This is a genomic window from Williamsia sp. M5A3_1d (assembly GCF_053345315.1).
In genome coordinates this window covers 945,809-965,833 of the sequence record NZ_JBKEZX010000001.1, presented here as the reverse complement: position 1 = coordinate 965,833, position 20,025 = coordinate 945,809, and the positions used below count along the sequence as shown (strand labels likewise).

11 protein-coding genes are annotated in these 20,025 nt (G+C 72.3%); 4 read left to right on the top strand and 7 right to left on the bottom strand.

Annotated elements, in window-relative coordinates; translation table 11 throughout:
* Positions 1–11 precede the first annotated feature (11 nt).
* The 3 genes from ACLBW1_RS04450 to ACLBW1_RS04440 form a co-directional block, all read right to left on the bottom strand.
* Complete coding sequence (locus ACLBW1_RS04450; RefSeq protein ID WP_447810316.1) at positions 12–2,222, bottom strand: glycoside hydrolase family 3 C-terminal domain-containing protein; 2,211 nt, start codon at positions 2,220–2,222, stop codon at positions 12–14.
* A gap of 182 nt (positions 2,223–2,404) precedes the next feature.
* Positions 2,405–3,859 (bottom strand): LLM class flavin-dependent oxidoreductase, encoded by a 1,455-nt coding sequence (locus ACLBW1_RS04445; RefSeq protein WP_447810315.1) that lies wholly within the window; start codon positions 3,857–3,859, stop codon positions 2,405–2,407.
* Between the two features lie 36 nt (positions 3,860–3,895).
* Positions 3,896–5,107, bottom strand: coding sequence for an amidohydrolase family protein (locus ACLBW1_RS04440; RefSeq protein WP_447810314.1), 1,212 nt, complete (start codon positions 5,105–5,107; stop codon positions 3,896–3,898).
* An 85-nt stretch (positions 5,108–5,192) separates the two neighbouring features.
* Between ACLBW1_RS04440 and ACLBW1_RS04435 the strand changes: the two genes are divergently transcribed.
* Entirely contained in the window at positions 5,193–6,362 is a 1,170-nt protein-coding gene (locus tag ACLBW1_RS04435) for an FAD-binding oxidoreductase (protein WP_447810313.1), read from the top strand.
* A gap of 8 nt (positions 6,363–6,370) precedes the next feature.
* Here ACLBW1_RS04435 and ACLBW1_RS04430 read toward each other — a convergent pair whose 3' ends face one another.
* On the bottom strand, positions 6,371–7,465 hold the full coding sequence (locus tag ACLBW1_RS04430; protein WP_447810312.1) for a hypothetical protein: 1,095 nt from the start codon (positions 7,463–7,465) through the stop codon (positions 6,371–6,373).
* A gap of 129 nt (positions 7,466–7,594) precedes the next feature.
* Between ACLBW1_RS04430 and ACLBW1_RS04425 the strand changes: the two genes are divergently transcribed.
* Positions 7,595–8,239: a hypothetical protein gene (locus tag ACLBW1_RS04425; RefSeq protein WP_447810311.1), complete on the top strand. Its 645-nt coding sequence runs from the start codon at positions 7,595–7,597 to the stop codon at positions 8,237–8,239.
* A gap of 15 nt (positions 8,240–8,254) precedes the next feature.
* Here the strand turns inward: ACLBW1_RS04425 and ACLBW1_RS04420 are convergent, their stop codons facing one another.
* From ACLBW1_RS04420 to ACLBW1_RS04410, 3 genes are all read right to left on the bottom strand, one after another.
* Positions 8,255–9,724, bottom strand: a complete 1,470-nt coding sequence (locus ACLBW1_RS04420) for a dynamin family protein (RefSeq protein ID WP_447810309.1) — start codon at positions 9,722–9,724, stop codon at positions 8,255–8,257.
* The gene (locus tag ACLBW1_RS04415) at positions 9,721–11,655 is read right to left on the bottom strand and encodes a dynamin family protein (RefSeq protein WP_447810308.1); all 1,935 of its coding nucleotides are present in this window, start codon (positions 11,653–11,655) and stop codon (positions 9,721–9,723) included. The genes ACLBW1_RS04420 and ACLBW1_RS04415 overlap by 4 nt, the downstream gene beginning before the upstream one ends.
* 206 nt (positions 11,656–11,861) lie before the next feature.
* Complete coding sequence (locus ACLBW1_RS04410; RefSeq protein ID WP_447810307.1) at positions 11,862–16,151, bottom strand: IniB N-terminal domain-containing protein; 4,290 nt, start codon at positions 16,149–16,151, stop codon at positions 11,862–11,864.
* 275 nt (positions 16,152–16,426) lie between these two features.
* On the opposite strand from ACLBW1_RS04410, the gene ACLBW1_RS04405 reads away from it, so the two are divergent.
* Complete coding sequence (locus tag ACLBW1_RS04405) at positions 16,427–18,271, top strand: Hsp70 family protein (RefSeq protein WP_447810306.1); 1,845 nt, start codon at positions 16,427–16,429, stop codon at positions 18,269–18,271.
* A gap of 191 nt (positions 18,272–18,462) precedes the next feature.
* Positions 18,463–20,019 (top strand): Hsp70 family protein, encoded by a 1,557-nt coding sequence (locus tag ACLBW1_RS04400; RefSeq protein ID WP_447810304.1) that lies wholly within the window; start codon positions 18,463–18,465, stop codon positions 20,017–20,019.
* Positions 20,020–20,025: the final 6 nt, after the last annotated feature.

The following is a 20,025-nucleotide window of genomic DNA, read 5'->3' as shown; positions in this document are numbered from 1 at the left end:
GTGGGTCGGGATCAGTCGGTGGGGAGCAGATCGTCAAGCGCGCCGGATCCCATGCCGAAGCGTTTCAGCCGGTCGAGCGGCATCGAACCCATGATCTTCACGATGTCGGTACCGAGGGCGTCACCACCGTCCGACCCACCGCCGGGCACCATCTCGGCGAGGGCCTTCCCGATCACCGGATCGGCAAGGGCCTCGGCGAGGGTGGTTTGCCAGGTGATCGGAACCGAGTCGTCGTCGCCGGCCACCTCGACGGTGTCGGTGACGCGGATGTCGCGGCTCGACGCACCCACCGCCACGACATGGACCCCGTCCTCGACGGTCCAGTCGCCGCGCCGCACATCCCAGAAGGCGAGGTCGGATCGGGCAACACGGATCGACACCGTCTCGGAGGCGGCGGGCTCGAGAACCGACGTGGTGGCAAAGCCTTTCAGCTCCTGGGGCGGCCGGGTGACGCGCGAGTCGGGCTTCGTGACGTAGACCTGCACCACCTCGCGTCCGGCCCGCGCACCGGTGTTGGTGACGGTGACCTCGACGTCGACGCCGGTCGCGTCGGCGGTGACCGACAGATCGCGATACTGGAAATCGGTGTAGGACAACCCGTGCCCGAAGGGGAAGGTGACGTCGAGCCCGCGGGCGTCGTATCCCCGATAGCCGACGTGGATGCCCTCGCCGTACCGGACGTGAGAGTTCTCGCCGGGGAAGTCGAGGTACGACGGGCAGTCCTGCAGACGCACGGGCACCGTCTCGGTGAGGCGCCCGGACGGGTTGACCGCTCCGAACAGCACGTCGGCGATGGCGCCGCCACCGGCCTGACCGAGCAGGGCGCCGTCGAGAATCGCCGGGACCGCATCGGAGACCGGTGCCAGGCGCAGCACTCCACCGTGGGCGAGGACCACGACGGTCCGTGGCTGCTCGCGGACCACCGCGGACGCGAGATCGAGCTGGTCGGTCGGGATCTCGATGTGTTCGCGGTCGAAGCCTTCGGACTCCTGGTCATCCCCCAGCCCCAGGAACAGCACGGCCACCTCGGCGGCGGCCGCGGTGCGTACCGCCTCGTCGCGGAGCGCCGCCGCGTCGCCGGACCCGTCGGTGGTGAAACCGGGCGCGAAGGTCACGGTGCCGGAGCCGGCCTGCGCACGGATCTCGTCGAGTGGGATGTCGAGCCGGGTCGGGTTGACGTGCGAGCTCCCGCCGCCCTGGTAGCGGGGCGTTTGCGCGAACGCGCCGATGACCGCGATCGCGATACCCGGCTGCAGCGGCAACAGGTGGTCGTCGTTGGTGAGCAGCACGATGCTGCGGGCCGCGGCCTCGCGAGCCAGGGCGTGGTGCGCGTCGAGGTCGGCGCCGGCGGCGTTATCCCGTCCGGACTGCACCCGGCGCGCCAATCCGGCCACGGCGCCGGCGGCACGATCGACCGCGTCCTGCGACAGGTCACCGGCGCGTACGGCGTCGATCACCTCCGTGTCGGCTGCGGTGCCCACGCCCGGCATCTCCAGGTCGAGACCGGCGCGGACCGCGGCGACCCGGTTACGCACCGCACCCCAGTCGCTCACCACCGCACCGTCGAATCCCCATGTCTCGCGGAGGAGTTCGGTGAGCAGCCAATGGTTCTCGGCGGCGTAGACGCCGTTGATGCGGTTGTAGGAGCACATCACCGTCCACGGGCGTGCGGTCACGACGATGTGCGCGAAGGCACGGAGGTAGATCTCGTGCATCGGCCGGGGGTCGACGTCGGAACTCGAGCGCATCCGATCGGTCTCGGCGTTGTTGAGGGCGAAGTGCTTCAGCGACGTCCCGACCCCGACGCTCTGCACTCCCGTCACCCACGCTGCACCGAGCACGCCGGCGACCACGGGATCCTCGGACAGGTACTCGAAGTTCCGTCCGCAGCGCGGGTCGCGCTTGATGTTGACCCCCGGCCCCAGCAGCACGTCGACGTCGAGCGCCTGCGCCTCACGGCCCAACGCCTCCCCCACCCGCTGCACCAACTCGGGGTCCCAGCACTGGCCGAGCCCGACGGCGGGCGGGAAACACGTCGCGGGTTCGCTGCCCGCCAGCCCCAGGTGATCGCTGGCGCCGGTCTGCTTGCGCACGCCGTGCGGGCCGTCGGTCAGCATCAGCGACGGAATCGGCCCGACCGCCTTGGTGGTCCAGAAGTCGGCGCCGCTGCCGAGGGACGCCTTCTCCTCGATCGACAGGTCGGACACTGCAGGATCGGTCATCGCCACTCCTCGTCGACGGGTGCCACACGCTCCCCACCGAGGCTACGGATCACCCTTCGTGCACCGACGCGCACCACGGTCAGGAAACGGGTACCGCGAACGCCCTACCGATGCACGGCCGTGGGTAGAACCACCCCGGAGTTCGTCACCACCGGTCGAGGTCCGGTAGGACTGGTGAATTACTAGCGCCCGACGCCGACCCCGTCGCGCACCGAGTCGTCGATGGTGGAGTTGACGCCTCCGACCCGGTAGGTCGCGCCGCGGTGCCGGTCGGGAAGTCGATCGCCCTCACCGAACAGCTTGTGTCGCAGGGTGCCCGGCGTGTACCCGCGCTCATAGGCACCACGGCGTTCCAACGCCGGGATGACGTGGTCGATGACATCGGCGAACGTGCCCGGGGTGACGGCGTAGGCGAGGTTGAAACCGTCGACATCGGTCTCGTCGACCCAACTCTGCAGCTGATCGGCGATGCTGTCCCCCGACCCGACGAGCACGGGACCCATACCGCCGATGCCACCCCAGGCCGCGATGTCGCCGACGGTCCACTCCTTGCCGGTGTCGGACGCCTGCTGGAACGAGGCGACCGCCGACTGGATCGCGTTCGACTCCACGTTGCCGATCGGCTCGTCGAGGTCGTAGGCCGACAGGTCGATACCCATCCAGCCCGACATGAACACCAGTGACCCCTCGGCACTGGCGTAGCTGCGGTACTCGGCGGCCTTGGCCTGCGCGGCCTCCTCGGTGGCGTCGGTGATGATCGTCAGCAGCGTGTAGACGCGGGCGTCGTACGGCTTGCGTCCGGCGTCGACGAGTGCGGCGCGGACCCTCGAGACCGTCTCGCGCAGCAGTGGTTTGGTGGGTGCGGCGACGAAGATGGCCTCGGCATTGCCCGCGGCGAAGGCGAGTCCACGGGGCGAGGCGCCGGCCTGGTAGATGACCGGCGAGCCCTGCGGCGACGGTTCGGAGACGTGGATGCCGGGGACGGAGAAGTGCTCGCCGTGGTGGCCGATGTGGTGGACCTTCGCGGGGTCGGCGAACACCCCGGCCTCGCGGTCACGTCGCACGGCGTCGCGCTCCCACGAGCCCTCCCACAGCTTGTAGAGCACCTCGAGGTACTCGTCGGCGTGGTCGTAGCGCGCGTCGTGGGCGAGCTGATCGGTCTCGCCCATGTTGCGTGCGGCCGACGGCAGGTAGCCGGTGACGACGTTCCAGCCGATCCGCCCCTTCGTCAGGTGGTCGAGGGTCGACATGCGGCGCGCGAACGGGACCGGGTGCTCGAAACCCGTGCCGGTGGTGATGCCGAACCCGAGGTGCTCGGTCGCGTACGCCATCGCCGACACCAGCAGCAGCGGATCGTTCACCGGGGTCTGCGCGCCCTGGCGGATGGCGGCCTCGTCGGTGCCCGCGTACACGTCGTAGGTGCCCAACACATCGGCGATGAACAGGCCGTCGAAGCCGCCGGTCTCGAGCAGCTTCGCCAGCTCCACCCAGTAGTCGAGGGTGTTGTAGTCCCACGAGCGGTCCTGCGGATGACGCCACAGACCGGGCGACTGGTGGGCGACACAGTTCATGTCGAAGGCGTTGAAACGGATGGGACGCGGCACAGATGGCTCCTCGATAGACAGACCTCGCTTCATGGTCGCGACACCGGGCGGCGAGCGCCATGGTTGCGCTCAGCGTGGGTCGGAGGACTCCTCGTCGAGGCGGTACACGCGAACAGCGTTGTCGTGGAACACCTTGCGCAGCAGTTCCGGCCCACGAGGGGCCAGGACGTCGAGGAGGGTGCCGACGATGGTGGCCACGCTCGCGTTGGGTTTGTCGATGGGGAAGTTCGACCCGAACACGAGGCGGTCGGGGCCGAAGAGGTCGGTGGTGTGGGAGATGAGCGGACCCATCATGTCGGTCAGCGTCGCCTGGCTGCCGATGTTCCCCGACGGTTGGTGGCCGTAGCCCAGGAACGAGAACGCGAGACCGGAATGTTTCGCGACCACGTTGGCGCAGGCGGCGACCTCGGCCATGCCGTCGCGCCACCGCGCGAGGATGTCGGCGCGCGCCGCCGCGGTGTGACCGGTACGGGCACCCATGGGCCCGAAGACCCCGACCGGGGTCGCGTAGTGGTCGAGGACGATCGTCGCGTCCGGGTACTCACGCGCCAGCACCGCGACATCGTGCAGTTGATGCGAGTACACCCAGGCCTCGAAGGTGAGTCCGCGCTCGGCGACCCGCGCGAACCCGTGGAGGAAATCGCGCGACGCGAGCAGGTGCGGGGTGTCGGTCCAGTCGCGCACCTTGGGATCGGGATGATGCGACGCCATCGTGCGGACACCGCGGAACGGCGCCCGCTGCGCCGCCCGTTCGTGCATCGACAACAGCGCACCGAGGTGGGAGTCACGGGGTTGCACGTGACCGACGATGGCGGCGAGTGCCGGGGCGCCGCCGACGCCGAACGGCAGTGCGTCGATCCAGCGGGTCTCCCCGGCCGGGGCCATCGGATCCGATCCGTGCCACGACGCCTCGATGTGGACCGCCGAGGAGATCGGTGCGCCCGCGGTCGCCTCCACGTCGGCGACGTCGCGCCGATAGTGCTCGGGTAGATAGGGCCGCAGCAGGAACCGCGGGGTCAGCGCCATCTCGCGGTCGGACTGGTTGGTCAGCCGGAAGACCCGGTCGCCGACCGCCGGCGCGAAGCGGTACACCCGCGCGGCGCGACTGCTCTCCCGCGGGGTGGTGAGCGGGTCCCACTGGTGCATGTGGGCGTCGACGATCCCCTCGACGACGCCGGCCAGGGCGCCGCGGCCCGAGGTCACCGCCGCGTAATCATCCACCGACGCAAAGGGTTCCGATCCGCTGTGCACGCGATCGGCGTCGTCGTCGGATGGCTCCATGATGTGACTGTACTAACGTGGGGCCGGTCCACCCGTGGTGGGCGCATCGAGTTCGAGCGGGCGACGACGGAGGGCGAGTTCTGCGATGGGTGGTCACACGCGCCGCGGGCTGGCGCTGGTGCGAGCGCGGATCGCCGAGGACCCCGACCGCTTCGTCGCCGACTTCTACACCCGACTGTTCACGATCCGCCCGGCTCTGCGTGATCTCTTCGGGGCGACCATGGCCCATCAGCGGGCCGCCCTGTTCGGCGTGCTCGATCATGTGCTCGAGGCGTTCCCCGACACCGCCTCGCACCCCGACCTCGTCGACCTGCTCGCGCAGTTGGGCCGCGACCACCGCAAGTACGGCGTGACGCCCGCCGACTTCGACGTGTTCTGCAACGCGATGCTCGCCGAGATCTCGGCGACGATGGGCGACGACTACGACCACGAGCTCGCCACCATCACCACCCAGGCGATGATGCTCACCACCGGCGTGATGCGCGGGGCGGCGCAGACCGCGCCGGGGCCTGCCACCTGGGACGCACGGGTGGTCGAGAAGTTCCGTATGTCCCGCGACCTCGCGGTGATCCGGCTCGTCTCCGATCACCCGCTACCGCACGCGGCCGGTCAGTATCTGGAGGTGTCGATACCGCAGTGGCCGCGGGTGTGGCGCCATCTGTCGCCGTCGATCCCGCCGAACCCGCTCGGCGAGCTGGAGTTCCACGTGCGGGCGATCCCGGGTGGGACGGTCAGCTCGGCGATCGTCGGCGAGACCGCGGTGGGCGACGTGTGGCGGTTCGCGCAGAACCACGGCACGTTGTCGATCGACCCGACCCGCGAGTCGGTGCTCGTCGCCGGCGGCACCGGCATCGCGCCGATCCGCGCGTTGCTGCTGCAGATGGCCCGTCGCGCCGACACCCGACCGGCGCGGCTGTACTACGGCGCCCGCTATCCCGGCGAGCTGTACGAGGCGCCGGTTCTCGCGCGCCTGGCCGGGTCCAATCCATGGCTGTCGGTGACGGTGGTGTCGGAGGAGGACACCAACCCGTGGTGGCTGACCCGCACCGTCGACGCCGAGGCCCTGCACATCCGCCACCGCATCGGCCGGCTCGACGAGATCGTCGGGTCGGAGGTCGGCGCCGCCCTCGATGCGGGCACGGCCCCCGACGCGCAGGTGGTGATCGCCGGATCGGCGCCGATGATCGACAACACCCGTCGCACCCTGATCATCGCCGGGGTGCCCGGACGCATGATCGATCACGACCCGGTCTGAGCTCGCCTCTAGTTGGCCGAGGGGTCGGCGACGGCCGACGGTTTCGGCTCCGAAGCCGCGGAACTGGGCGGCGAGGTCGTGGTGGTCGTGGTCGGCGGCGTCGTGGTGCGGGTGATGGTGCGCGGGGGTTGGGTGACGGTGACCGTGTCCCGCGGAGGCGGTGCCTGCTCGGCGGTCTCGGGGACCTGTTCCACCGGCGCCTCGGGGGTCGTGGTGGTGCTCGAGGGCCGACGTGAGGTGCTGCTCGGCGTCGAGGACGTGGTGGTGGGTGCGCTCACCGTCGTGCTCACCACGGCCGGTGTGGGCGAGTCGTCGCCACCGGAGAGGAACACGATGGCCACCACGACCGCGGCGAGGACCGCGGCCGCGGCTGCCGCCGCGCCAAGGATGAGCCACCGGTTGCGGGCGCCCGTCGCGCCGCCGCGAGAGCGTCCGTGCAGGGCCGCACCGTGTGCGGCGGAGAAGGTCGGCTCGTCGGCGATCTGCACGGGGAGCTGGGTCTCGTATTCGAGAGCGGGACCGACCCCGGCGAGCGACGCCCCCGGCCCCACCACGAACACCCCGCGCCGGCCGGCGTCGGTGGTGGGCAGCAGATCGAACGCCGCGGCCACGGTGGCCGCGCCGGTCGGCTCGGTGACCGGTTCGCGCTCACCCCCCGCGGGCAACTGGACGGCACCGACCACGCTGGCCGACTCGGTGTCGACGGCGGCGATCGACAGCTCGTTGAACGGGATCGCGTTCTCGGCCAGGTCGATCACCACGACCACGCCGCGCTGATCCGACTGTGCTGCAGCGACATTGGCGAAGGCGAAAGGGGTGTCGGTGATGGTGGTGCGGGCGTACCAGTCCGGGGCGCCCGCGGCGGGGCCGGTGATGGTGTTGTGCAGGGCGACCTGCATGCTGCGGCGCGCGCAGGCGACGGTGATCGACTCGACCTCGAACGGTGCGGTCTCGACGAGCTGCGAGATCGCGTCGAACACCGACTCGGGCGAGTCGTCGGCGAGATCCACCACGTTGCGCGCCAACACGTTGCCGGTGGAGACCTCCATGACCACCGAGGCGATCTGGAGATCGGTGACCGAGACTCCCAACACCTGAGCCATGACCGGGGTACCTCGTTCTCGTCGGTGACATCACCGCCGTCGTCGCGCCGACGGTGCTTTCCTGCGCAGACCCTATCGTGGTGCCGTGTCGCGGCCCGGGCACATCAGGGCCGTCGTTACGCTCGGGTGATGTCCGACGTCCGTGATGAGCCCGACCCGCCGACGCCGTCCGACGACCGCCGGCCCGCCGTCCGTCCGGCGACCCGCGCCGGATCGGGCGGGGCGGGATCCCACGGGGCCGACGCGCCCCGCCCACAACGCCCCCGGGTCGCCGTCACGCCGATGCGCGCCCCCGTCGACGACCGCCGTCCCCGCGTGATCGACCTCGGCATCGCGGTGTGGGTGTTCGCGCTCGTCGCCCTGGCCGCCACCGCCGGTCTCGTCGCCCTGGACCAGGGGTCGGCCCGCTCCGCGATCCGCAGGTCTCTGGCGTCGGACAACCCGACGACCGCGCCGCGCGACATCGCCAACACCGTCGACATCGCGATGGTCGCCGCAGGCGGTGTCTGCGTGATCGTGCTGCTGCTGGTGATCTATGGGGCGATCCGCCTGCGCGACCGCGTGATCGGTGGCCGCGGGACGCTCACCACGATGGGTGTCGTCACCGTCGTCGGGTCGATCGCGTTCTGGACCGTGCTGTCACCCGCGCGGGACGTGCTGAACCCGGCCGTGTCTATCCTGCCGTTCGTGGTGGCCGTTCTCGCCGCCGTCGCGACCGGGGTGATGTTCACCGGCGACGTCACCCGCTGGCTGAAGGCCGCGCCGAAGCGCTGAACCACTCTCCAGAGATCAGCGATCAGCGGGCAGTGCGGCGAGCACACCTTCGGCGCTGCGTGCCGCGACCCCGCACGCCAACGAGGTGGGTCGGTCGAGCAGCGGGTGCGCGGCGCGTGCCCGCCACATCCGGATCGCATCGAGCGCCGCGGTGCGCACGGCGTCGGTGCCGGCGTCGGGATCGAGACCGAGCCGCACCATCGGGTCGATGCCGACACCGCCGACGATGCGGGTCAGTTCGTCGAGGTGGTCCCCGGGGAGATGGATGACGCCGGCACGCATCCGTCCGAGCAGACGCAGCTCGGTGAAACCGTGGACGTCGGCGAGCATCCGATGGACGTCGGCGGCGATGGCCTGCGAACCCGGCGCGTCACTCTCGTCGAGGATCCGCCCGAGCGTGACCAGCGCGGTGTGACTCTTGAGCTGGTCGGTGCGCTGCCCGAACTGCACATCGATCACCGAGCGGAGCTCGTCGAGCCCGCTGCGCTCGATCAGTTCGGCGGCCAGCGTGGGGCTGTCGGGGCTGCCCAGGCGGATCAAGGTGACGGCCATCCGGACACCGAAGACACCGAACCGATCGAGCAGTTCCGCACGCGTCTGCGGCGCGACCGGGAGATCGGTGGTCGGCGCCGAGAAGCGGTCGGCCGACAGCATCGCCAGGGCGAGGTCGTCGGGTGGCACCGCGGCGAGCGCGACCAGTGCGCGGTATTCCACCTCGCGCAGGGTGCGGGCGCCGAGAGCCAGCAGACCGGCCACCGGCACGACGGCCTGGCACAGTCCGGTGCGTTCGAGTTCGGAGGCGAAACGGGCCGCGACGTCGCGCGCCGACATCATCGCGTCCACCCGGCCGGCACCGATCTCGTCGGCCCGTGACACCACACCCACCACGCCCAGCGGCCCCGATTCGCGGCCGATGGCCTGCCCGATACGCCCCAGCATGGCGGTGTCGGTGTGGGTGAGCGACCGCAGCAGGTACACGACGGCGTCGGCGCCGGACTCGCCGTTGTCGGGGGTGAGCATCTCGACGGTCTGTCTCGACACCCGCCGCGACAGCGACGCCGTTCCCGGCGTGTCGATGATGGTGGTCGACTGCAGGGTGCGGGCGGGCCAGGAGACGTCGAGACGGTCGACGCGGTCGGCGGTGAGCGACCCGAAATCGAAGGTCAGCCGACCGGCCGGCCGCAACACGGGGATGTCGACACGCTGATCGCCGTCGTAGGTCGCGGTGACCGTCGGGGTGGTGCCGCGGCGGTACCAGGTGACGACGCGCGTGCACTCGGTCGCGTCGGTGGGTGCGATGTCCTGGCCGACAAGGGCGTTGAGCAACGTCGACTTCCCCGCCTTCAGCGAGCCGGCCAGGGCCAACCGCAGCGGCTCGTCGAGCCGGTCGGCGCACTCGGTGAGCATGCGGTCGACCCACGGGTCGTCGTGGTGGGCGACGCGAGCGGCCTCGATCAGTGCGCGCGTCCTATCGGAGGTGCTCACTGCTTCCGGTGCCGCGCGATCGATCGGGTGGGTACGGGCGCGTGCTCGACCGGTTCGGGCGTGGCGACGCGCTCGACCGGGATCGCACCGGCCGGCGGCTCGAGCTGATCGGCGACGGTGCGCAGTGCACCGACGGCGTGCAGTTGCGCCTCCAGCTCGGCCATCCGCGTGGTGCGGTGCGCACTCTGGGCCGAGGCGGCCTCCTGCGCAGACCGCAGCGAGTCGTTGACCGATCGAGCGGTCTGATCGGCGACCGCGGCGAAGTGATCGCGCAGCGCGCGCTGGGTGTGGCGCAGCCGATCGCGCGACTCCTTGCCGACCTGGAAGCTGACGTCGTCGGTGAACTTGCCGATGGCCTGACGCGCCTTCGCCCGCCGCCCCTCGATGCGCCCCTCCTTCTCGTCGCGATAGGCCTTGGTGCCCAACAGGACTCCGGCGCCGACCGAGATGGGGTTGATGAGGGTGAGCCCGACGACGGTGGTCAGCAGGCCGAACATGAGCACACCGCCGTACGACCCGCGCATGCCGATGAGCATCTTCTGACCGATGCCGATGCGGCCCGACTCGAGGTCGGAGAGTTCGGTGACGGTGTCGAAGACGCCGTCGAGGTCGGAGATGTCGAGGTCGGGCAACACCACCTCGCCGGCGGCGGCGAAATGGTCGGCGACGCGCTGTGCGAGCCAGACGGTCCGCTGTTGCGCCCACACGAAGTTGTCGCCGACCGCGAGACCGATCTGGTCGGCGAGCCAGTCACTGAGCTGTGGCCAGTCCTTGCCGGGATCGCCCTCCTCGACGGCCTTCTCGGCCTCACGGGTCACCGCGCGCAGCCGGTCGCGCAGATCGTGGTCGATGTCGGCGGCGAGGTCGCCGATCCCGTCGGCGAGGGTCTGCTGCCACAGCGCCGAGGTGGTCTGCATCTGCGCTGCCGCGGCCTGGGCCCGCTGCAGTCCGGCGACCGCGGCGGCTGCGGTCTCGGGATCGCGCAGCGCGGCGAGTTCGCTCCCGAGGGTCAGCGCAAGGTGTTCCGACACCGACCGCAGGTCGGATGCGACCGAGGCCCGGGTCATGGTGTCGGCGTGCGCGACGACCTTCTCGCGCAGGTACGCGTAGAGGGCCGCGAAGCCGGATTCGGCGTTGAGCGCATCGTCGTTGCGGCGCAACGCATGTGAACGCAACACCGACGAGATCGGCAGCAGCGGGACGTCGATGCCCTCGCGTTCGAGGTGTGCGCGGTCGGCGTCGACGACGGCCCGCCAGTGCGGGTAGAGATCGGTCTTGCTGATGAGGCAGGCCACCGTGGGGCACAGGGCGGTGACCTGTCGCAGGAAGGCGACCTCGGGTTCGGTGAACTCCTGACTGGCGTCGGAGAGCACGAACACCGCGTCGGCGGTGGGGATGAGACCGAGGGTCGATGCGGCATGCGGGTTCCCGTGACCGCCGACCCCGGGGGTGTCGACGAGGACGAGGCCGTCGGCGAGCAGTGCGCTCGGCGCCGCGATCTCGAGGCGCAGGACGGTGCGGCCACCGGCCAGCGGGCTGCGCGGTGTCACCGCGTGGATGTCGTCGAGGGGGACGGGCACCCGGATCGGTTCGTCGGTCCCGCTGTCGAGGACCAGTTGTGCCGACGGCTGCGCCGCGTACGACACCAGCGTGGGCACGGCGGTGGTCTCGTCGTCGCCGACCGAGCAGACGTCGACGCCGAGAAGCGAGTTCACGAACTGGCTCTTGCCCTGTTTGAGGGGTCCGACGACGACGATCCGCAGCCTGGGGTCGGTGACGCGGGTGCGGGCGCCCGCGAGGCGGTCGGCGAGGTCGTGGCGGTCGACCCCGACCGCGATCTGGGCCATCTGCCCGAGGAGGTCACCGAGCTGCGACCCCGACGCCGCCTGCTGTGCCGATGATCCGTCGGATCCGGTCGGGATGACGTGCATGGGGAGTCGACGACCTCAACCTGTCGCGTCCACCGGCGGCGCCGACCGCGCGATGGCCTGTCTGAACTGGGCGTTTGGGATGTATCCGGGTCCGCGAACCGCATCGGCCCCGCACGCAAGCGTACGGGGCCGACGCTGTCACACGGTCGTGGGCGGCAGTTCGGGGCAACCACCCACCGTCGGTGACGAGCTCGCGGTGATCTCGATCAGGGCAGCAGCCCGTGTCCGAGGTCCAGATGGTGGTTCTGTGTGGCGGCCGCATCGGTGTGCGACGCGGTGTCGGCGGTGCCGCCGAGCCCGGTCGAGAGGCCGTCGGTCAGTCCGCCGGTGAGACCCGAGTCGTGCAGGGCCGATCCGTGGGCGCTGCCGTCGGCGGCGGTGGACGACGTGGTCGTGGCGCCGAAGGTGTGGTCGGCGTCGAGCCCCGACCAGCCCTGGTGCGACGTGACGCCGCCCGCGAGTCCCGCCGCGCCGCTGCCGGCGAGACCGGCTGTGGCGTCGGTGACACCGTGCAGCGCGCCGGTGACGTCGCCGGTCCCCGCAGCCGCGCCGGATACGTCGCCGGCGAGCCCCGCGGCTCCGGTCGTCGCGCCACCGGCCGACACCGAATGCACCGAGTCGAGCGCGCCCTGCAGGTTCGCGGTGGCGTCGCCGCCGAGAGCGCTGTGGACACCCGACCCGAGCCCCAGCCCACCGGTGAGCGACGTGCCCGCCTCGGTGAGTCCGTGCAGACCCGTCGTGGCCGCGCCCAGCGTCGTCGCGGGGTCCGGCGCTGCCAGTCCCGATCCGGTTCCGAGGGATCCGGCCAGGCCGGTGCCCAGGGTGCCGCCGAGTCCGGTGCCCAGTGATCCGGCGAGGCCGGTCCCGAGCGATGCCACGCCGCCGAGTCCGGCGCCTGCACCGGCGAGGCCGGTGACCCCGCCGCCGAGATCGCCGCCCGCGGCGAGAGCCGTGGTGAACGCGGTCCCGAGGCCGCCCGCGGCGTTGCCGTCGAGCGACAGTGCACCGCCGAACGCCGAACCGAGGACGCTGCCCGCGTCGAGTCCGCCACCGAGGCCGGCCAGGAGGTTTGTGCCCAGGCCACCGGCGAGCGAGCCGCCGAGCGGCCCCCCGAGGGATCCGAGATCGAGAGCCGATCCGGCGACCGCGCCGAGCGATGCCCCGAGGGCGGCGGCGCCGTCGCCGCCGAGTCCGAGGGCCGCACCGAGCGCGCCGCCGATGTCGGCGGTGCCGCCGAGCACACCGGCGAGATCGATGTCGCCGCCGAGGACGGTGGTGAAGGCCGCGCCGAGCTGCGACACGAGCGCCGGGTCGACGCCGAGTCCCGCGGTGAGGCCGCCGGCGAGCACCGAGCCGACATCGAGACCCAGTGCCGGGGCGATGGTGCCGGCCGCCAGGGCCGTCGTGACCGCGCCACCGATCGCGGTGCCCAGTCCTGCGACTGCCGAGCCGCCGGCACCGAACGCGGTGGCGAGCGAACCGGACAGGTCGGCGGCGAGTCCGCCCGAGACCAGCGCGGTGAGGTCGGTGGTCGCGAGGCCGCCGACGCCGAGTGCGGCGACCAGGTCGGTCCCCAGCGCCGCGGCCGTGTCGAGGCCCAGCGCGCCGGTCGCGTCGAGGCCGACCGCGGCACCGAGCACGGTCGACAGGGCCGTCCCGAGATCGAGGCCGCCGGCGAGGAGGCCCGAGACCTGCGCGCCGAGCGAGCCGGAGAGCGCGGTGCCCAGGACGGCGCCGAACGATGCACCGAGGCCGGCGCCGAGTGCGCCACCGGCGCCCACCGCGCCGGCGAGGATCGCCGAGAGGTCGGTGGTGCCGGAGAGCACGCCCGCGAGGTCGACGCCACCACCCAGGATCGCGTCGAGGGCGCCGCCGAGCTGGCCGACGACGAGGCCGTCGACACCGAGCGCGGCACCGAGGTTCGCGGCGAGCGTCCCACCGAGGCCGAGCGCGAGCGCGGGGTTGACGGCGGCGAGGCCACCGAGACCGGCGGCCGCGGTCAGCACCGAGCCGAGCGAGGCACCGAGACCGGCGCCGAGGGTTCCACCTGCCGACAGCGCGGCGCCGAGGGCACCGGAGAGCTGGGCGGCGATGTCGCCGCCGAGGGCGGCGGCAAGATCGGTCGACAGCACACCGCCGGCGCCGAGGGCCGAGGCGAGTGCACCACCGAGATCAAGCCCGCCACCGAGACCCAGCGCACCCCCGAGACCCAGCGCGCCGCCGAGGACGGTCGACAGGGCGGCGTCGAGTCCGACACCGCCGGCGAGCAGGCCGGAGAGCTGGGCGCCGAGGACGCCGGTGAGGCCGGTGCCCAGCACCGCTCCCAGGGTCGCGCCGAGATCGGCCGCGGCCGCACCGCCGAGTCCCACCGCCCCGCCGAGTACGGCGGCGAGGTTCGTGGTGCCCGCGAGCACGCCGGCCACGTCGACACCGGCACCCAGCAGGGCGTCGAGTGCGCCGCCCAGCTGTCCGACGAGGAGTCCGTCGAGACCCAGGGCGGCGCCGAGCTGCCCGGCCAGTGCGGCACCGGCCGACAGGGCGATGCCACCGTCGAGCAGGCCGCCGACGGTGAGGAGGCCGCCCAGGGCACCACCGAGTGCGCCGCCGACGTCGGCGGCGACCGCACCACCGGCGCCGAGGACGGCTCCGAGCGCGCCGGAGAGCTGCGTCGCGAGACCGGCGTCGAGGAGCGTCGTGAGGGTGCCGGTGAGCAGGCCGCCGGCGCCGAGGGCCGCGGCGAGCGAGCCGCCGAGATCGAGGGCACCGGAGAGGTCGATCACGGAGGAGAGATTGAGGGCCGACGAGAGGCCGAGCGCCCCACCGAGAACGGTCGAGAGGGCGGCGCCGAGGCCGACACCGCCGGCGAGCAGGCCGGACAGCTGTGCCCCGAGAGCGCCGCCGAGACCGGCCGCACCGCTGAGGGTTCCGCCGAGCACCGAGCCGAGGGCGAGGCCGAGGTTCGCCGCGACGGCACCGCCGGCGCCGAGGACACCCGACAGCGCGGTGCCGAGCGCCAGGCCGAGGTCGCCGCCGCCGGCGAGGATCGCGCCGAGGTCGATGCCGCCGGCCGCACCCAGCGCGGCGTCGAGGGAGGCGGCCAGGGCGGCGGTGATGCCGCCACCGAGTCCGAGCGCGCCGGTGAACGCGGCGGCCAGCGCACCACCGGCGCCAAGGACCGCACCGAGGTCGAGCAGACCAGAGACGTCGGTCACCGCGCCGAGCGCCGCTCCGAGGGCCAGACCGAGGTCGGCGCCGATCGCGCCACCTGCGCCCAGCGCCGCCGACAGCGCGCCCTGCAGCGTGGTGGTGAGTCCGCCGACGAGTCCCGCGACGACCGAGGCGTCGAGCAGTCCGGTCAGCGCGCCACCGAGACCGGCGGTGACGCCCAGGGCCGATCCGAGGGCACCGCCGAGTTGTGCGACGACGCCGCCGAGCAGGTTCGCGCCGAGTCCGAGGCCTCCACCGAGGACCGCGGCGAGCGAGCCCGCGACCCCGAGGCCGGCCGAGAGGGCACCGGCGAGGTCGGCGGCGAGTACGCCACCGACACCGACGGCGCCGCCGACCGCCGCACCGAGGGCGGCACCGACGTTGGCGGCCAGCGATCCACCGACCGCGAGCGCACCACCGAGGACCGCGCCGACGGTGGCGGTGCCACCGGCGACCACGACACCGGCAGCACCCAGCGCCGCGTTGATCGTGCCGGCCAGCTGCACGCCGAGTCCGGCGGCCAGTCCGAGTCCGCCGGTGAACACGCCGGCGATGGTGGCGCCGATGTTCAGCAGTCCGTTCGCGTCGAACACGGCGCCAAGGCCGCCGCCGACGGCCAGGGCCGCGTCGACGAGGGCACCGAGCGCGACACCGAGGCCGGCCGCGATGTCGCCGCCGACGGTGAGCGCACCGGCGAGTGCGGCGGCCAAGGCAGCCGACAGCTGCGTGCCGATGGCCAGGTCACCCAGGGCCAGGCTGCCGAGCGACAGGCTTCCCAGGCCGAGGCTGATGAGGTTGTTCGCCGAGATGAGGTTGCCGAGGTCGATGCCACCCAGCGCGATCCCGCCGAGATCGATGTTGCCCAACGACAGCGACCCGAAGTCGATGCCACCGAGGTTCAGGCCGCCGAAGCTGCCCAGGTTGATGCCACCCAGGTTGATCCCACCGAGGTTCACGCCGCCCAGACCGACCGCGACACCGCCGAGTCCGCCCAGCGCCGCCCCGCCCAGGCCGAGACCACCCACGTTCACCCCACCGAGACCGCCGCCCAGGCCACCGAGACCGCCGGCGGCGGGGGTGCCCGCACCGACGATCGAGGCCAGTCGCGATCCGCCCGGGAACAGTCCCGACTCGGCGACGGCCGGCGCCGCAGCGACGATGTCGGCCGGGCAGAGGTCGGTCAGGCCCGCGGTGTCGAGGGCGCACTGCGGATCACGGAGGTACGCCGCGGCGGCCTTGTCGTCGCGCAGCAGGTTGAGGATGAAGTCGAGAACGGCGTTCGTGGGCATCGGTGCTCCTGGGGAACTCGAGGCGGCGCGATGGGCGTCACCTGACTGCTGACCACGCTAGGGACGCCCGGGGGCCGGGCCAACGGGGTGAAGCCCCCTGTCGGATCGGGGGCGTTAGGGGATGCCCCCGCAACCTGTCGAGGGGGTGCGACGTGCGGTAACGCGGCGATGCCCGATGACGACATGCCGGAAAGAGAACCGGTGGATTCGGGTCGAGGTGCGCTCAGGCGCCCGGTGTCGAACTCCACTCCAGTGAGCGAACGGGAGTCGACCCCATGGCCGGAGGCCACCACGATCACGGTGCCGGAGGCCGGCACACGCCCGCCGCGGCAGCGGACACCCGCCGGCCGTCGGGCCTGGGCATGAAGGTCGGCGCCACGATGTCGGTCGCCGTCTCCTCCACGCCCTCGGGCACCTATGACGCGCTGGTCCGGCCCACCGCCCTCGATGTCGCGCCCGGACGCGAACCGGTGCTCGCGTCGGCACGCCAGGACGCCGACAGTGCGGGCTCGGCCCGACTGTCCGGCTTCACCGAGCGTGTGGGTGACCCGGTGGCACTCGTCGCCGACGACGGTCGACGCTTCAGCGGCGAGGACCTGTACGCGACCGCACTGGCGTGCCTGGCCACCGAGTCACGCTCGGATGCCACCAGCATCGTCGTGACCTGCCCGAACGGTTGGCAGCCCCATGCCATCGACGCGGTGCGTACCGCCGCCGCAGCGCACGGTCTGTCCGACATCACCTTCGTACCCGAGGCCATCGCGAGCGTCGCGGCGGCGCAGGCCACCGGCCGCGACCTCCCGTCCGACGTCGTCGTCGTGTTCGACCTCGGCGGGTCGGCCCTCGACATCAGCGTGGTCCGGACCGGCGACGAGTCGCAGATCCTGGGCCGTCCGACGCGCTCGGAAGAGATCAGCGGCGACGCGTTCGACCAGCTGCTGCTGGCCCACGTGCTGCAGTCGGTCGACGCCGTCGACTCGATCGAGCCGTTCGATCCGGCGACCATCGAGGCGCTGACCGTACTGCGTCGGCGGTGCACGGTCGCGAAGGAGACGCTGTCGGTCGACACCGACACCACTCTCACCGTGGATCTGCCCGGGCTGCACACCGAGACCCGGCTGGTGCGGTCGGAGATCGAGTCGCTGCTGCACGATCAGATGTTCGCGGCGGTGTCGCTGCTGCGCGACGCGGTCACCGCGTCGGGCCACAGCCTGCGCGACGTGGGCGCGCTGCTGCTCACCGGTGGCGGGGCGGCGATGCCGCTGGTGACCGAGATGCTCTCCGGTGTCCTGCGGATCCCGGTCGTCGTCGACGCCGATCCCGCCACCACGTCGGCGTTCGGTGCCGCCATCCTCGCCGCGGAGATCGACGGCGCACCCGCTGTCCTCGACGCGATGCCCGCCAACGCCGCTGCAGCTGCCGCCGAGGTCGCCGGCGCAGCGTCGAACGGCTCTGCTCCCGCGTCCGCCGAGACGGTGGTGTCCCGCACGATCTCGGCCGCGCCACGTACCCCGGTGGCCACGACATCGACGTCGGGTCGTACACGTCGGCTCGCGATCATCGGCGGGGTCGCGGTGGCGATAGCGCTCATCACCGCGGGCGGGTTGTCGGTCGGCACCGCGCTGAGTTCCTCGGAGAGTCCGGCCGCTGCGCCCACGACCTCGGCAGCATCCCCCTCGGCCTCGTCGCGGTCGGCAGCTCCGTCGTCCGCGGCACCACGATCGGGTACGCCCGCGTCGGCCGGGTCGACATCCGCAGCAGGCGACGCGGGATCGAACGGCGCCTCCGACGGGACCTCTCGCGGCTCCGGCTCGGGTTCGACCGGCTCGGGTACGGGTGGGACCCGTTCGGGCGGCGGGACGACCGGCGGCTCGACCGGGGGCACGTCGAGCGGCGGTTCAGGTGGGGGCACGAACGGCAGTGGTTCGACCGGAGGCGGTTCGAACGGCGGGGCGACGAGCGGCGGGTCCACCGGCGGATCGGGCTCCACAGGCGGAGGTTCGGGATCCGGCGACACCGGTTCGGGCGGCGACACCGTTCCCGAGCAGACCTTCAACCCGATCCCCAGCGTTCCCTCGTTGCCCACCGTGCCCGGCCTCGGCGGGCTGTTCGGCCGCTGAGCGCGTATCGACACCCCGCGTTCGGCGCTCGGCGCCGAACGAGACCTGCTGTGCCGCGGCGAACTCGCCGCAATCGGTGGCGAGCGGTAACGGAAGGGTGTTCGATGGCGACAAGGAAGTTGACCGTGGAGTCACGACCGGCCGGGGGGTCGTCGTCGGATCGGGCTCCCCAATCGGACGGAGCGACCCCCATGGCTGCTGGCCTCGGACTGAAGATCGGCACGACGAGCTCGGTCGCGGTGTCGGCGACACCGACGGGTTCCTACGATGCACTCGTCCGCCCGACGGCCGCCGATTCGGCCGCAGGCCACGACTCGTACGCCTCCGCTCTCGTCGCCCTGGCCGACGAGTCGGGCTCCACCGCGACCGACGTCGTCGTCGCCGGGCCCAACGAATGGCAGCAGTCGGACAACGACGCGCTGCGTGACGCGGTCGCGGCGAACGGACTGTCCGACGTCCGCGTCGTCCCCGAGGCCCTTGCCAGTTTGGCCGCCGCCACCGCAGCGGGCGGCGAACTCGATCATGTGTCCGACGGTTCCCTGGTCGTCGTCTACGACCTCGGTGCCTCCGCGCTCGACATCGCCGTCGTCGAGACAGGCGCGGACCCGCAGATCGTCGGTACGCCCGCGAGGTCGCAGGAGATCAGCGGGGACGCGATCGATCAGCTCGTGGTCGACCACGTGCTCGCGTCGACGGGTGCCGGTGCGGTCGATGCGTCCGATCCGACCATGGTCGCCGCGATGTCCGACCTCCGCGCGAACGCCACGGCGGCGAAGGAGTCGCTCTCGACCGAGACCGACGCATCGATCGCCGTCGATCTGCCCGGCGCCGCCGCCACGGCGACGCTGAGTCGCTCGGAGCTCGAATCCCTGGTCCAGAACCAGATGTTCGCCTCGATGACGATGTTGCGCGAGGCCGTCACCGCGTCCGGGCATCGCTTCCGCGACGTGGGCGCCCTGCTTCTCACCGGTGGTGGCGCCGCGATGCCCGTCGTCGCCGCGATGCTCGCGGGAGTGCTTCGCGTGCCCGTGGTCGTCGATTCCGACCCCGCCACCACCTCGGCCTACGGCGCGGCGATCCTTGCGCAGGGATCGGGTGCGACAGCGGTGCCCGCCAAGGCTGCCGCCGCCGGCGGCGCGGCGATGGCGAGTCGCATCAGCACCGTCGCGGCCGCGACCCCGGCGCCCAGCGCTGTCGACGCGGTCGAGAACTCCGGTCGACGAAAGAGGTTGGCGCTCATCGGTGCCTTCGTCACCGTCGCCCTGCTCTCCGCGGGCGGACTCGCGGTCGCCGCGTCGCTGAACTCGGGGTCCGATCCGGCCGACGACGCAGTCGCCACCGCGATCAACCCGCTCGCCGATGCGAGCACCTCGGCCTCGGCCTCCCGCACCGCAGGGGTCCCCACCGTCGTCGAGTCGCGGATCACCACCACACCGTCGGCCGGACGAACCGATGCCGGCGCCCAGGCACAGGCGCAAGCCCGGGCCCAAGCCCAAGCTCAGGCGCAGGCCCAGGCCCAGGCTCAAGCGCAGGCCCAGGCACAGGCCCGCGGCGGGAACGCCGCCCCGGCGCAGACCGCGGCCCCGGCAGCCACCGCGGCACCGTCCACCGTTGCGCCGAACCCGGTGCCCAGCAACCCGCAGACCGTTGTGCCCACCGGACGCGGTACCGGACCGGACCCGCTCGACGTACCGAAGATCACGCTCCCGAAGCTGCCGAACCTCCCGAACATCCCCGGTCTGCCCTGACCCGTC